This is a genomic window from Lachnospiraceae bacterium (genome assembly GCA_025758065.1).
Lineage (GTDB): Bacteria > Bacillota > Clostridia > Lachnospirales > Lachnospiraceae > Enterocloster.
Map to the genome: position 1 here is coordinate 1708121 of CP107199.1, position 14068 is coordinate 1722188.

Here is a 14068-nt window from a genome sequence, read left to right on the forward strand (position 1 = left end):
TGACATTTGGATGCTACACTAAGAATGAAGGAGTGTGATACAATGCGAATTTTAGTAGTCGAGGATGACCGACTTTTGAATAATACCTTGTGCTATAACCTGGATGCTGCGGGCTATGCCGTGGACTCTGCATTGACAAAATCAGTAGCCAGCAACTTTTTGACCAAGCAGGACTATGATTTGATCGTACTGGATGTAAACCTGCCAGATGGGAACGGCTTTGATTTCTGCCGGGAGGTAAAGGAACGCCGGCCGGATACGGCGGTGATCTTCCTGACCGCAAATGATATGGAGAGCGATATGCTCAAAGGATATGAACTGGGTGCAGAGGACTATGTGACCAAGCCATTTCCAATGAGCGTCTTTCAAAAGAAGCTGTCTGTGGTGCTGGGGCGGCTGGCAAAGCAGTCTGGCGGCGGGGATAACTATGAGGACGGCGCACTGTCCATCAATTTCTCGGAAATGACTGCTTCTCTGTCCGGTAAGCCGCTCAAATGAATATGCGAAAACTCTCCATCAACAAAGCCTGCATCCTTTTGGGAACGCTGTTGCTGCTGGCGGTTGGTGCAGTCTGCGCCGCTGTTTATCTGCTGACCCGGAATATAACCGCTGTCCGGTGTGTGTTCCTGTTCAGTCTCTTTGTGCTGCTCTGCGTTATCTTCTTTGTGGCTCTGATCCGCCGGAAGCTGGTCCGGTTTTCCGATGCCTTTTGTGGTCAGATGGATGATATGCTCTCCGGGGATATGCAGCCAAAGCAGACGGTCGAGGAAGAAAGCCTGTTCTATAAAATCAACTACCGGCTGGGGCGGCTGTACGAGGTCATGCAGGAAAATAAAAACAGCATCGCAAAGGAACGGGCTGACCTGCAAGAGCTGATCTCTGACATCTCCCATCAGGTCAAGACCCCGATTGCCAACTTGAAGATGATCAACAACACGCTGCTTGAAAAAGAGGTTCCCCCGCAGAAGCAAAAGGAATTTCTGACAGCCCAGGCCAGCCAGCTTGATAAGCTGGACTTCCTCATGCAAGCCATGATTAAAACCTCCCGCCTGGAAACAGGAGTCATTTCGCTGGAGCAAAAACAGCAGCCGGTTTATGATACCCTTGCCGCTGCCCTGGGCGGGATTTTGCTCAATGCCGAAAAGAAACAAATAGATGTGCAGGTGGAATGCCCGGAGCATTTGGATGCACGCCATGATAGAAAATGGACAAGCGAAGCCCTGTTCAACATTCTGGATAACGCAGTGAAGTACACCCCGACAGGCGGACAGATCCGTGTGTCTGTGGAAGGATGGGAAATGTATGTGAAGATCGACATTGCCGACACCGGCATCGGCATTTCAGAGCAGCACCAGGGAACGATTTTCAAACGGTTTTACCGGGAAGATGCGGTGCATGATGTGGACGGTATTGGAATCGGCCTGTATCTGGCCCGTGAGATTGTGACCTTGCAGGGCGGCTATATCCGGGTGGCGTCCGAGGTCGGGAAAGGCTCAACCTTTTCTGTTTTCCTGCTCCGAAAGTAGAGCAAGCACGCCCCGAAAAAATGAAATGTCACAGGTTCGTGACATTTGGGGCCGAATTTAGCGGAAATTTTTTGTGGCTCGTGACATTTCTGTGAGGTTTGGTCGTTACAATGGGTTTATCAAAAAGAAAGGATGGTGTTCTTTATGAGCATTTTGCAAACGACTGAACTGAAAAAATATTATGGCACAGAGCCGAACATTACCAGAGCCTTGGATGGTGTGACCCTCTCCATAGAAAAGGGCGAATTTGTAGCCATCGTGGGAACCTCCGGCAGCGGTAAATCCACGTTGCTGAACATGATCGGCGGATTGGATGTGCCCACCTCCGGCCAGGTGGTCGTGGATGGCAAGGAGCTGTCCAAACTCAAAGACGAGGAACTGACCGTCTTCCGCAGAAGAAAGATCGGCTTTATCTTCCAGAACTACAATCTGGTGCCGGTGCTGAATGTCTACGAAAACATTGTGCTGCCTGTGGAGCTGGACGGAAACAAGGTAGACAAGAAGTTTATGAACGAAGTCGTTCAGATGCTGGGGCTGGAGGATAAGCTGAACAATATGCCCAATAACCTCTCCGGCGGCCAGCAGCAGCGCGTAGCCATTGCCCGCGCCTTGGTGTCAAAGCCCGCTATTGTTTTGGCTGATGAACCCACCGGCAACCTGGACAGCAAGACCAGCGCCGATGTGCTGGGGCTTCTGAAAACCACAAGCCAGAAATTCCACCAGACCCTCGTGATGATCACCCATAACAGTGAAATCGCCCAGCTTGCCGACCGCATTATTCGGATCGAGGATGGTAAGATTGTGCAGTAAAGGGGGCGGAACTATGAATGACATTCTATTTGGCAATAACAACAAGGCTGTCATCAAAAAACTGGCAAACCGCAGTTTTCACAGTAATAAAATGCGGAATGTAATTGCAGCTATCGCGATAGCCCTGACAACCTTTCTCTTTACGGCAGTCTTGACCATTGGCATGGGTGCCAGTGGAACGCTGGAATACAGCATGGCAAAACTGATGGGGTCATCTGCTGACGCTCTGGTGCAGGGACTTTCCGAGGAGCAGTTTCAGCAGTTAAAAGAAAATGCCATGTTTGAAAAGGTGGGCTGCTGGATACCAGTGGAAATTATGACCAACACAAACCGGCGTGTTGCAGAGGTCGATTATGCCGATCAGAACCAGTTGGAAATTCGGATGCTGACGCCGCGCACAGGCTCTGCACCCCAAAAAGCAAATGAGGTTTTGGTTTCTGCCAATATACTGAAGGATCTGAACATCGAAGAAAAAATTGGGTCGGAAAATCCTGTTGAATTGAAGGTTCGTCAAAGTGATCAGGTTTATCATTTTGATATGGTCGTATCCGGTATTTACGACACACCAAATGAAAAATCGGAATCGGTCATTGTTTCCAAAGCCTTTCTGGAAGAAAACGCAGAAATGATGAGCGATATTGCCCAGGGGCGTGTTGGCTGTGGTATTTATACAGCCGATGTAGTAATGCGGGATAGTTATATGGTAAAGGACCGTATTTCAGAGCTTGTCCGCAATATCGGCGGTAATCCGGATGATGTCAATGCAGCCAATGCGGTTCGCGTTGCCCCTAATCCCATTGTCTCTAATGAAAGCGGTCTTATAATGTGGCTGGTAGCCGGTGTTTTCGGTATCCTGTTCATGTTCTGTGGGTATCTGCTGATCTACAATGTGTTTGAAATTGCTGTAACAAATGATATTCGGCAATATGGTCTACTTAGGACTGTGGGAACGACTTCCCAGCAGATCAAGCGTTTAGTCAATCGGCAGGCACTGTACTTGTTCCTGATCGGTACGCCACTCGGTCTGTTTTTTGGCACATTGCTTGGCCGCAGTATTCTGCCTGCTGCACTCCAGATATTTGCGGTTGATTTCAGCGGAGGAAACATTGAGGTCGGCACACTCCCCTATTTGGGGATTATCGCAGGTGCGATTCTGTTCTCAGGACTCACGGTTTATATCAGCACCAGAAAGTCGGTGAAGAAAGCCTCCCGTGTGTCACCTATTGAGGCAATCCGCTATGTAGAGCAGGACATGGTTTCCATAAAGCGAAAAAAGACAGCTTCCGGAGCAGTTATCCCTCGCATGGCGAAGGCCAACCTTCAGCGCAATAAGCGCCGGACAGTCTTTATTGTGATTTCCCTAACTTTGAGCATCGTCCTCCTGAACTCGGTGTTCATAGTTAGTGGTAGCTTTGACGAAGATGCCTATATCGAAAACCAGAGCCGAAGTGATTTCAGAGTATATAGTCCAGGCATTCAGGCGGCGTTTGGAAATGACTTTGGGCATAATAGTGCTGTTCCAGAGAAAGCGGTAGAGGAAATCAAGGCACAGCCCGGAGTTACAAGCGAAGTCTACCTATACCGAAACACTTTTGAAGATGACCATATCTCCTGTGACTGGGGAACTCCTTATGTGGTTGATAACACAAATAAGGAGCTGCGAATGATGCCGGAACATCTCAATTTAGGTGTTTACCAAACGGGAACAGAAAGGGACTATGCCGCTCTGACTGCGGATAACCACCCTCTCGGAAATGTGTTTGGCTTTTCGGAAAACTTCTTCGATCAGCTCGACATTATCGAAGGTGAAACTGATTTATCTGTCTTAAAAGACAAACTTTGGAATGGCAACAATGTAATCTTAATGGGCGAATATAACGATCATGGTAACTTTGGTGGTGCGGAAGCCGCCGCTTATCGTGGATTATCTGTTGGAGATACCATTCAATTTTATGAAAATGGAACTCCAACCGAGGAGTTTACCATTATCGCAAAAGCCGCAGCTACTGATGGAGATGTGACTGTGACTGGCGGCGGTTCAAATATCGCACAAATAATAGAAGGTCCAAGAATTTTTATGGCTGAAAACAAATTCAAGGAGATTTATGAAACTCCTACCTTGTACGGTTTTTTATTTGATGTAGAGGAACAGTACCAGCAGGAGATGGAAACCTATCTGGCGCAGGATACAGATGTTGCCTATACTTCTATCTTGACGATGAAAGCAACTGTTTCCGGTGTAAAAAATGTTGTCCTGCTGATTGGCGGAATGATTGGCGCGGTATTTGCCCTGGTTGGTCTAATCAACTTCATCAACCTGGTTATGACCAATATCATTACCCGACGTCATGAGTTTGCCACCATGCAGAGCATCGGTATGACGAACCGGCAGCTCCGAAAGATGATGATTTCTGAAAGTTTCTCCTATGTGCTGCTGGCCGGGATTGTTGGTACGCTGGCTGCTGCTGTGCTTGGCATAACATTGGTAAGATCTTTTGTAGAGATCAGCCCAAGCAGTATTATGATGACATTCCAGATGACCTTGCTCCCGGCGCTGATTATGCTGATTCTGTTTTTGGCATTGGCGTTTATCGTTCCCGTTGTCGCACTCCGGCTCTTTAACAATCGAAGTGTCGTAGAACGGCTTCGGGTAAATGAGTAACAAGCGCAGCCATATCAAGTGAATACTTCCTGCGCCGTCGTATGCGGCTGTGGGACGCGGAAAACCGGGGGATTTTTCTCCCGGTTTTTCAAATGTCACGAACTTGTGACATTTGGGGCCGAATTTAGCGGAAATTTTTTGTGGCTCGTGACATTTCTGTGAGGTTTGGTCGTTACAATGGGTTTATCAAAAAGAAAGGATGGTGTTCTTTATGAGCATTTTGCAAACGACTGAACTGAAAAAATATTATGGCGCAGAGCCGAACATTACCAGAGCCTTGGATGGTGTGACCCTCTCTATCGAAAAGGGTGAATTTGTAGCCATCGTGGGAACCTCCGGCAGCGGTAAATCCACGTTGCTGAACATGATCGGCGGGCTGGATGTACCCACCTCCGGCCAGGTGGTCGTGGATGGCAAGGAGTTGTCCAAACTCAAAGACGAGGAACTGACCGTCTTCCGCAGAAGAAAGATCGGCTTTATCTTCCAGAACTACAATCTGGTGCCGGTGCTGAATGTCTACGAAAACATTGTGCTGCCTGTGGAGCTGGACGGAAACAAGGTAGACAAGAAGTTTATGAACGAAGTCGTTCAGATGCTGGGGCTGGAGGATAAGCTGAACAATATGCCCAATAACCTCTCCGGCGGCCAGCAGCAGCGCGTAGCCATTGCCCGCGCCTTGGTGTCAAAGCCCGCTATTGTTTTGGCTGATGAACCCACCGGCAACTTGGACAGCAAAACCAGCGCCGATGTGCTGGGGCTTCTGAAAACCACAAGTCAGAAATTCCACCAGACCCTCGTGATGATTACCCATAATAATGAGATCGCTCAGCTTGCCGACCGCATTATTCGGATCGAGGATGGTAAGATCGTGCAGTAAGGGGGTGGGACTATGAATGATATTTTATTTGGCAACAATAATTCCAAAGTAATTACCAAGCTATCCAAACGCTATTTCAAGAAGAATAAGGTACGCAATCTGGCTGCACTGCTGGCAATTATCCTGACTGCTTTCCTGTTTACCTCTATCACTTCCCTGGCGTTCAATATGGCGTCCTCCATCCAACTCTCTCTGCAAATGCAGAAAGGCAGCAAGGCGGATGGCACTTTGGGGTATATGACGGAGAAACAGTACGAGCAGCTTGTAAACAGCGATTTTGTGGACCAGGCAGGACACCGGCGTATCATTGGCTATGCAAGCAACACTTCCAGCCATTCCATTGAAATCAATTATGAAGATAGTGTGCAGCAGGAACTGACCTTCTGTGTGCCTACCCACGGAGCTGCACCGGAGAAAGCGAATGAGATCGCCACTACGGATTTGGCGCTGAAGGCGCTGGGTGTAGAACCTGAGATCGGCGCAGAGGTTCCGTTAGAATTTGAACTGCGGGGGAAAACTTATCATTACGATATGGTGCTTTCCGGCTGGTGGGAAGCAAGCAATGACTCTGTGAGCGTTGCGACTGTTTCAGAGCAGTTTATAAAAGAAAATCCCGATGTGGTTCAGAACACTTATGCGGTAGACCATGTAATGTCCGGCGTTACTTTTTCCGATGTCGTGCTGAAGAATAAAGCAAATGTTCAGCAGCAGTTGAATGAGTTCGTTTACTCCATTGGCGGCAATCCAGAGGATATGGGCGCAGACAATTTCATTCTCGCCTCCGAAAATCAAATGTCCCAGGGATTGACTTCATCAGAGTCCATCGTGCCTGCTGTTGTATTTATCCTGATGTTTGTCGTGTGCGGATACCTGCTGATCTACAATATCTTTGATATTTCCGTGATGCAGGATGTTCGTCAATACGGTCTGCTGCGGACGATTGGAACTTCCACACGGCAGATCAAGAGCATTGTGAACCGTCAGGCGGTCTGGCTCACGCTGATCGGACTGCCTATTGGTCTGATTGCCGGTTTCTTTGCCGGTTGGGTGCTGCTTCCTATCGTGACAGAGATCATTAACCTTGAATACTCTATGGTGGGTACATCCGTATCGACCTCGCCCCTGATCTTTGTTATTGCCGCTCTCTTTACAATTTTGACCGTGCTTATCAGCACCCGGAAGCCTGCAAAAAAGGCGGCAAAGATTTCTCCTCTGGAGGCGATCCGCTACACCGAGCAGAACGCCTATAAAAAGAGCAGTGCCAAGCGTACCAATAGAGTAAAGCTGTCCCGCATGGCCTTTTCCAACCTGGGGCGCAATCGCCGGCGTTCAGCGTTTATCATTATTTCCCTGCTTCTGTGCATCGTCCTGTTTAACTCTATCATCATTGTGACGCAAAGCCTTGATGAAGAAAAGTGGGTAAACCGTGTTACCAGAACAGATTTTAATGTCTATAACTCCGCCGCATTTAATGTAATGGAGGGCGTTCAGCACCATGAAGATACGCTCTCACAACAGGCAGTGGATCTGATTGCCGGACAGCCCGGAGTTGAGGATGAACGCTATCTTTACCGAAATACAAAAGACGATAGAAATGTGCTGGTTGACTATGGGTTTGAAGATTTAAGCGGTATAGAGCTATTCCATGAGGAAGAAGGCGTTGTAAATCAAAGCTATCAGGGATATAGCCTGTACACAAGTTCTGATACCGAAAGGCGCTATTTTGGTAATGTGATGGGAGCCTCCGAGAATTTCTGGGCGGATATGCGTATTTTTGAAGGCGAAAAAGATGCCGAAACCTTAACGCAGAAAATGGCTACCGGAGAATATGTCATTATTGGTTGCCCCATCGACAAATTGACAGAGGAACCAAATAACACTCCGCTGACCGATCAGTTACAGGTCGGGGAGAGCATTTCCTTCTACAAGGATGGGGAACTGGTCAAAACCAGCACCATCCTTGCAAAAGCGATTCTCGTGGGAACAGAAACAGAAACGCCCACAGGCACTACCGCTCAGGCACACATCGCCGGTGATGCTCCTTTTGTATATCTGCCGGACACTGTATTCAAGGAAATCTATGACGCTCCCACGCTTCTGACTTATGGATTCAATGTGGAGGAAGCCTTGCAGCCGCAGATGGAAGAATTCTTGAGCAGCTATGTGAGCGAAAATACTTCGGTTGCCTATACTTCCACCAAGCTGTTGAAAGAGCAACTTGATTCGGTCCGCAGCATGATTCTGGTTATCGGCGGTTTGATTGGCTGCATCATGGCCTTTGCGGGACTGATCAACTTTACCAACATGATTATTACCAACATCATCACCCGCCGCCATGAGTTCGCTACCATGCAAAGCATCGGTATGACCGGCAAGCAGCTTCGCCGCCTGATGGTCTATGAGGGCATCTATTATGCCGCCGGCGCAGACATTATTGGCGGAGCAGCCGCAGCGGTCCTGGCAGTCACGGTGCTAAAGAGCGCATTAAATGGCCCCTCCATGTGGTTCTTTACCCTGAACATTACATTGGTTCCTGTTCTGGTCATTGGTGTGCTTTATCTGCTGCTGGCTGCGGTCATTCCGCTGATTGTTCTCCACTTCTTTAACAAGGGAACTGTGGTGGAACGGCTGAGGACTTCGGAGTAACGGCAGAGATTGCTACAATAAATAATCATAAACCTATTGAAAGCCGGGAGGAGGCATTTCCTCTCGGCTTTCCTCAAAAAAATTGAAATCTCACAGATTGGTGAGATTTCAGCTTGTTATTTTGTCGAAATGGCGTATGCCCGTGACATTTCTGTGAGGATTGCCTGTTAAAATAAAAGAAAAGTGAAAAAGTTGCCGCACGATGGCAAGGATACAGACCGGCTCACACTCCAGCTCTGCGAGGTTTACGATAAGTTGCGTTCTTTTCTGCTGGCTTTGCTCTGTGGGTGCATTTTGCGATATACTCCTGAAGGCCCGCTGAAGTAAAGTACACACAGCCATTCTGCACATATTGCACATAAGAAATAAGACCATTGTTACGGGCCGCGTCCAGCGTTGCAATGCTGATACCTAAAATTTCTGCTGCTTCTTTTCGTGTAATAAGTTTTTCCATAAAGCATATTTCCTCCAATCTGTCAAGTTTGTCATCGTGTTTGTTCAAAGCCACATGAATACGCTGGCAGCCGAAACTGCCAGCGCATGGTATCTGATTTTGAACAGGAAGCTGCAAACGCTTCCTATTTATATAACTCAGCTTTCATCACATTTGCCACGCCCCCTGACGATGGGAACACAACAGGTCTCCGCTGGCGCGGCTGTCATAACTCCGCAGCATCGTTCGTATCGTGTGCCGCAGGGTTCCCCCCAAGTCTTTGGCGGGCCGTGAGGAAGTATCTTTAAGCCCCCATGCAGTCATCGCGCCGAATCTGCCACAATCCGTTTTATGAAATCGTAGATCGCTCCGAAGAAGTCTTTTCATCACCTCCCTGACTGCTCCATCTTCGCGGCGTTTCATATTCGCTCGTACATGGGTTATGTACCTGTTGTGCTGTCTATTCGATTGTCAATGTACTGATGAAGGATGAAAACTTGTCCTTCTTATTAACACTGACAAAAAAGGCAAAAAACAGGCGCATCAAATGAAATTTTATCAAAAATATTTTACAAGCTGCTTTAATCCACGGCGGATACTCTCTCGGACACGGCTTGGGTCTACACCTTCTACTTCGGCAATTTCATTTACCGTCATTCCCAGATAGTATCGGGCATAAATTCGCTTTGCCTGTTTCTCCGGCAGCTTCATCACAGCGGCATAGACCTGCTCCTGAAACTGTTTTTCCTCCAGAACCATCTCCGGTGTCTGCGGCTTCAACAGCACTGCATTTTCAATGCCATTCTCGTAATCCAGAGAATACTGTGCTTTATAACGATACATCTTTCGCTCATACGCAGCCTCCGCACGTTCAGCTGCTCGAATAGTCTCCATTACTCCCTCTGTCACATCTACAAAAAAGTCTGTTGTATAAACATCAGGATAAAGTTCCCGAAGGTTAATTTTCTTCATTATGTACCTCCATTTCGATTCACGGGTGATTGACGGGTGAATCGAATGGAGGCGGAGACCGACACCGGCAGACAACCGGGTCATCTCCGAAAAAATGGCAACAAAAAACGCCAGATTTCCGTGAGAGAAAACTGGCGCGCCAAGAACAGCCATTATTATACTGAATTACATGGAACGATAATGCCGATGCAATGTTATATTTGCCCGGAGGAGGAGCAATGCTTTTTTTAACTGATGTAGATCATGTGAGCTTTGAAAAAGCAAACGAGACACGGCAAAATAACCTCCCATCGGCTACCGTGTCCCTGCAAGTCGTCATAGGTTTGTGTAAACGCAAAGAAACGGCGGCTCTGAAAATCAAAGCCGCCGTTTCAAATGGGCGTGTCAAATTGTCTGCTCTACGACGGCTTTTTTTCTTTTGCCGTCGTCCGGCAGAGTATTATTCAATATTTAATTCAATGTTTCCAGTGAAATTCTCACATTCAATGCCAATATAATTTCCACCATCAGGAAGTGTAATTATGTCACTATAAGTTCCGGTTGCTTCAATCAACGTGACTGCTTCATCAGATCCAGAAATCCAAAATACTTTTGCAGTACCTTCCGTAATCTCCAAGGTGCAATCAATGGACAGCTCCTTACCGGCTTCTCTCTTTATGGAAGTTCCTCCGAACAAATACTCTGTACCTGAAAAGTTCGCATAATCAGCCGTATAAGTCCCTGTATAATCATCAATTCCTTTTTCTTTTTCCCCTTGACAGATGAACAGGCAGCACGCCTTTTGGATGCTATCCGAGATTTGCCGCCTTATGTCTTTGTCATGATTGGTTTATATGCAGGGCTGCGCCGGGAAGAAATTCTTGCTCTGCAATGGGATTCAGTATATCTGGATACGGATACTCCATATCTGACGGTAAGGCGGGCATGGCACACAGAACACAACAGACCGGTAATCTCAGACGAATTGAAAACCAAGGCTGCGGAGAGAAATATCCCTCTTCCTGTTTGCTTGGCTGAGTGTTTGAAAACAGCAAAGGAAACATCGACTTCGGAGTATGTGGTTTCAAACCGGGACGGCGAACCGCTGTCCTACACGCAGTTTAAGCGACTTTGGCAGTATATTGTTACGAGGACGGTCAAGGAGCGGAGCTATTATCGGTATGAAGATGGAAAAAGAGTAAAGCATACTGTCACACCTGTCTTGGGAGAAAAGGCTGCTCATAACGGAAAAGTGGTTTACAGTCTGGACTTTGAAGTAACACCCCATCAGCTGCGGCATACTTACATTACCAATCTCATTCATGCATCGGTAGATCCCAAAACGGTTCAATACCTGGCAGGCCATGAAAGCAGCAAGATTACCATGGACATTTATGCAAAGGTTAAGTACAACAGACCAGATGAGCTGGTCAGATCAATGAACTGTGCGTTTGCAAGCTGGGATGCAGCACAGTAATAACAAATAGGAAATGAAGCAGGAGCGAGGCAAGGATGTCTCGCTCTTTGTTTTACCTCAGCCGTATCTTTGATTAAGTCGAGGCTTTCTGATAAAAAGAGAGTGTAGATACGGAGACTACACATTATCAAGAAAGGACGATCAAAGATGGCAAAAAAGAAAACACAGATCCCGAAGTACGGGACCATTACATTGAAAGGAATCCAGTATTACAGAACCAGGATTACGGATGCAGATGGCAAAGAGTTGAGTTTGTATGCCGCAACTTGTGAAGAATTGTATGAGAAGCAGTTAGAGGCCCGGAAGCAGGTGGAAGAAATTATCTTTCACCGGCAGCACCCGACAGTAGCCGAGTATGGAGAGAAGTGGCTGCTGATGCAGTCGGCAAAGGTGTCTGCGTCTACACTCAGAGGTTATACGAGGGATATGACAAACTATATCATAAAACCTCTGGGAGAGATGTATATGGAAGAAGTGACCGCTGACGATATTCGGCTGGCACTTGTTCCATTGTCAAAGAAATCGGAAGGCTTATACAATAAGGTCAATATGCTACTCAAGTGCATTTTTTATGCGGCAGAGAGAAACCAAATTCTTGAACACAATCCCTGTGCGGGAATATCGGGCAAGGGCGGAAAACCATCAAAAAAGAGAGAGGCATTGACAGATCAGCAGGTAGCCGTGCTTCTGGATACAGTCAAGGGGCTTCCTCCATATTTGTTTATTATGCTCGGTTTGTATTCTGGTCTGCGCCGGGAAGAAATTCTTGCACTGCAATGGGATTGTGTATTTCTGGACGAGGATACACCTTATCTATCGGTGAGGCGGGCATGGCGTACAGAGCATAACAGACCCGTGGTTTCTACCGTGCTAAAGACTCCGGCGGCAAAAAGGGATATTCCGATACCGAAGTGTTTGGTGGATTGTCTGAGAGAAGCGAAAGAAAATTCCATATCAGATTATGTGATCGCTGACAGCAAAGGAGAGCCACTGGCTGCTTCGCAGTTTCAAAGAGTGTGGCAGTATGTCGTTGTCCGCTCCACTAAGCCCCGGAACTATTATAAGTATGTGAATGGACAGAGCATCAAATACACGGTTACCCCAACGCTGGGCATGACCCAGAAAAATCAACCCAAAATCAGATATACGCTGGACTTTGATGTAACCCCGCATCAGCTGCGGCACACTTACATTACCAATCTTCTCTATGCTGGAGTTGATCCAAAGACCGTTCAATACCTTGCCGGACACGAAAACAGCACATGACAAACGCATGAGTAAATAAATTGTGAACACGCCCCTTTTCTGATAAAATTAAAAGAAAAGGGGTGTTGATACATGCAGGAATTATTAGATTGGCTGGAATACATAGAAGATGATCGTCAGCAAAGGAAAGTTCGTCATACATTGAAGGACATTCTTGTTATTGTATTGTTTGCAACACTGGCAAATGCGGATGACTGGGTGGAAATGGCATTGTTTGCGGAAAGTTATCAGGATTATCTACGCAAATATATTGAGTTAAAAAACGGAATACCATCTCATGATACAATAAGACGTGTAATGGGGATGATATCACCGGAGATCATACAGCAGCTTTATGGAAAATGGCAGGATCGATTAAATCAGAATGAAGGGGAACTACTGAAGAAGATCATTTGTATAGATGGTAAAACCATGCGCTCCAATAAAAGAGGAGATGGGAAGGCATCCCACATTGTATCAGCATGGAGTAAAGAGTCAGGTTTCTGTCTTGGACAAAAAGCAGTTGAAGAAAAAAGCAATGAGATCGTAGCGATCCCGGAATTGCTGGACAAGATCCAGATAAAAGGCCAGCTCGTAACAATCGATGCAATGGGAACGCAGACTGCAATAGCGGAGAAAATAAAGAAAAAACGGGCAGACTATGTGCTGGCATTGAAGAGAAATCAAAACAGTCTGTATGAAGATGTACAAGAATACTTTTCAGACGAAGAGTTCCAAAAAGAGATCCGTGAAAGAGGTAATTACAAAAAAACCCAGGAAAAAGCACATGGTCAGATCGAGATAAGGGAGTATTATCAGACAGAGGATATAAAGTGGTTAAGCCAGAAAAAGAACTGGAAAGGACTGTCCAGTATAGTAATGGAGAAGAAAACGCTGAAGAAAGAAGGAAATACAAGAATAGAGAACCGTTATTTCATCAGCAGTTTAAAAGGAGACATTGAACAGGTCAGCCGTGCAGTGAGAGGACACTGGAGTATAGAAAGCATGCACTGGTATCTGGATGTAACATTCCGGGAAGATGCGAATACAACCATAGATAAGCTGGCGGCACAAAATTTGAATATCATAAGGAAATGGAGCCTAAGTATTTTGAAACCGGCACAAATAACAAGACATAAGTTGTCGATGCGAAAGAAAAGGTTTGTACTTAGCTTACGCCCAATTCAGTATCTAGAAGAACTTTTAGAAGCTTAAAAAATAACAGAAAGCAGAATTGATGCCAGATGATCGTTCGTGCGTTTGTCGTGGAAAACAGCAAAACAACTATGGACATCTATGCAAAAGTGAAGTACAATAAACCAGAGGAGCTGTTTGGGGTAGTAAATGGTGCGTTTCATCAGGCTATTGCTGAATGAAAAAAAGGCCGTATTTTATGGTCCGCACACCGGATAACTGAGAAGCAGAAAGCCGGAAAAGCCCG

At 46.6% G+C, this 14068-nt stretch carries 9 protein-coding genes and 4 pseudogenes; 10 read left to right on the top strand and 3 right to left on the bottom strand.

Features of this window, described 5'->3' with window-relative positions:
• Positions 1-42 precede the first annotated feature (42 nt).
• The 6 genes and pseudogenes from OGM16_07950 to OGM16_07975 all read left to right on the top strand — a co-directional run bounded on the left by OGM16_07950 (position 43) and on the right by OGM16_07975 (position 8521).
• A pseudogene (locus OGM16_07950) lies at positions 43-492 on the top strand (response regulator).
• A 2-nt stretch (positions 493-494) separates the two neighbouring features.
• A complete protein-coding gene (locus OGM16_07955) occupies positions 495-1526 on the top strand; it encodes a HAMP domain-containing histidine kinase (GenBank protein UYJ48164.1) in 1032 nt (343 codons plus the stop codon).
• 144 nt (positions 1527-1670) lie between these two features.
• A complete protein-coding gene (locus tag OGM16_07960) occupies positions 1671-2336 on the top strand; it encodes an ABC transporter ATP-binding protein (protein UYJ48165.1) in 666 nt (221 codons plus the stop codon).
• 13 nt (positions 2337-2349) lie between these two features.
• Entirely contained in the window at positions 2350-4998 is a 2649-nt protein-coding gene (locus OGM16_07965; protein UYJ48166.1) for an ABC transporter permease, read from the top strand.
• Positions 4999-5209: 211 nt separating this feature from the next.
• The gene (locus OGM16_07970; protein ID UYJ48167.1) at positions 5210-5875 is read left to right on the top strand and encodes an ABC transporter ATP-binding protein; all 666 of its coding nucleotides are present in this window, start codon (positions 5210-5212) and stop codon (positions 5873-5875) included.
• A gap of 12 nt (positions 5876-5887) precedes the next feature.
• A complete protein-coding gene (locus tag OGM16_07975; GenBank protein UYJ48168.1) occupies positions 5888-8521 on the top strand; it encodes an FtsX-like permease family protein in 2634 nt (877 codons plus the stop codon).
• A gap of 223 nt (positions 8522-8744) precedes the next feature.
• Here OGM16_07975 and OGM16_07980 read toward each other — a convergent pair whose 3' ends face one another.
• The 3 genes and pseudogenes from OGM16_07980 to OGM16_07990 form a co-directional block, all read right to left on the bottom strand.
• Positions 8745-8975 carry a helix-turn-helix domain-containing protein gene (locus OGM16_07980; GenBank protein UYJ48169.1) on the bottom strand — a complete coding sequence of 77 codons (231 nt, stop codon included), beginning with the start codon at positions 8973-8975 and terminating at the stop codon, positions 8745-8747.
• 537 nt (positions 8976-9512) lie between these two features.
• A complete protein-coding gene (locus OGM16_07985; GenBank protein UYJ48170.1) occupies positions 9513-9926 on the bottom strand; it encodes a sigma-70 family RNA polymerase sigma factor in 414 nt (137 codons plus the stop codon).
• 439 nt (positions 9927-10365) lie between these two features.
• A pseudogene (locus OGM16_07990) lies at positions 10366-10683 on the bottom strand (hypothetical protein).
• Between OGM16_07990 and OGM16_07995 the strand changes: the two are divergent.
• From OGM16_07995 to OGM16_08010, 4 genes and pseudogenes are all read left to right on the top strand, one after another.
• Positions 10681-11382 (top strand): annotated as a pseudogene (locus OGM16_07995) (site-specific integrase). The pseudogenes OGM16_07990 and OGM16_07995 overlap by 3 nt on opposite strands.
• A 147-nt stretch (positions 11383-11529) precedes the next feature.
• Positions 11530-12642, top strand: a pseudogene (locus OGM16_08000) (site-specific integrase).
• A 78-nt stretch (positions 12643-12720) separates the two neighbouring features.
• Positions 12721-13842 carry an ISAs1 family transposase gene (locus OGM16_08005; protein UYJ48171.1) on the top strand — a complete coding sequence of 374 codons (1122 nt, stop codon included), beginning with the start codon at positions 12721-12723 and terminating at the stop codon, positions 13840-13842.
• A gap of 29 nt (positions 13843-13871) precedes the next feature.
• Complete coding sequence (locus tag OGM16_08010; GenBank protein UYJ48172.1) at positions 13872-14003, top strand: hypothetical protein; 132 nt, start codon at positions 13872-13874, stop codon at positions 14001-14003.
• Positions 14004-14068 lie beyond the last annotated feature (65 nt).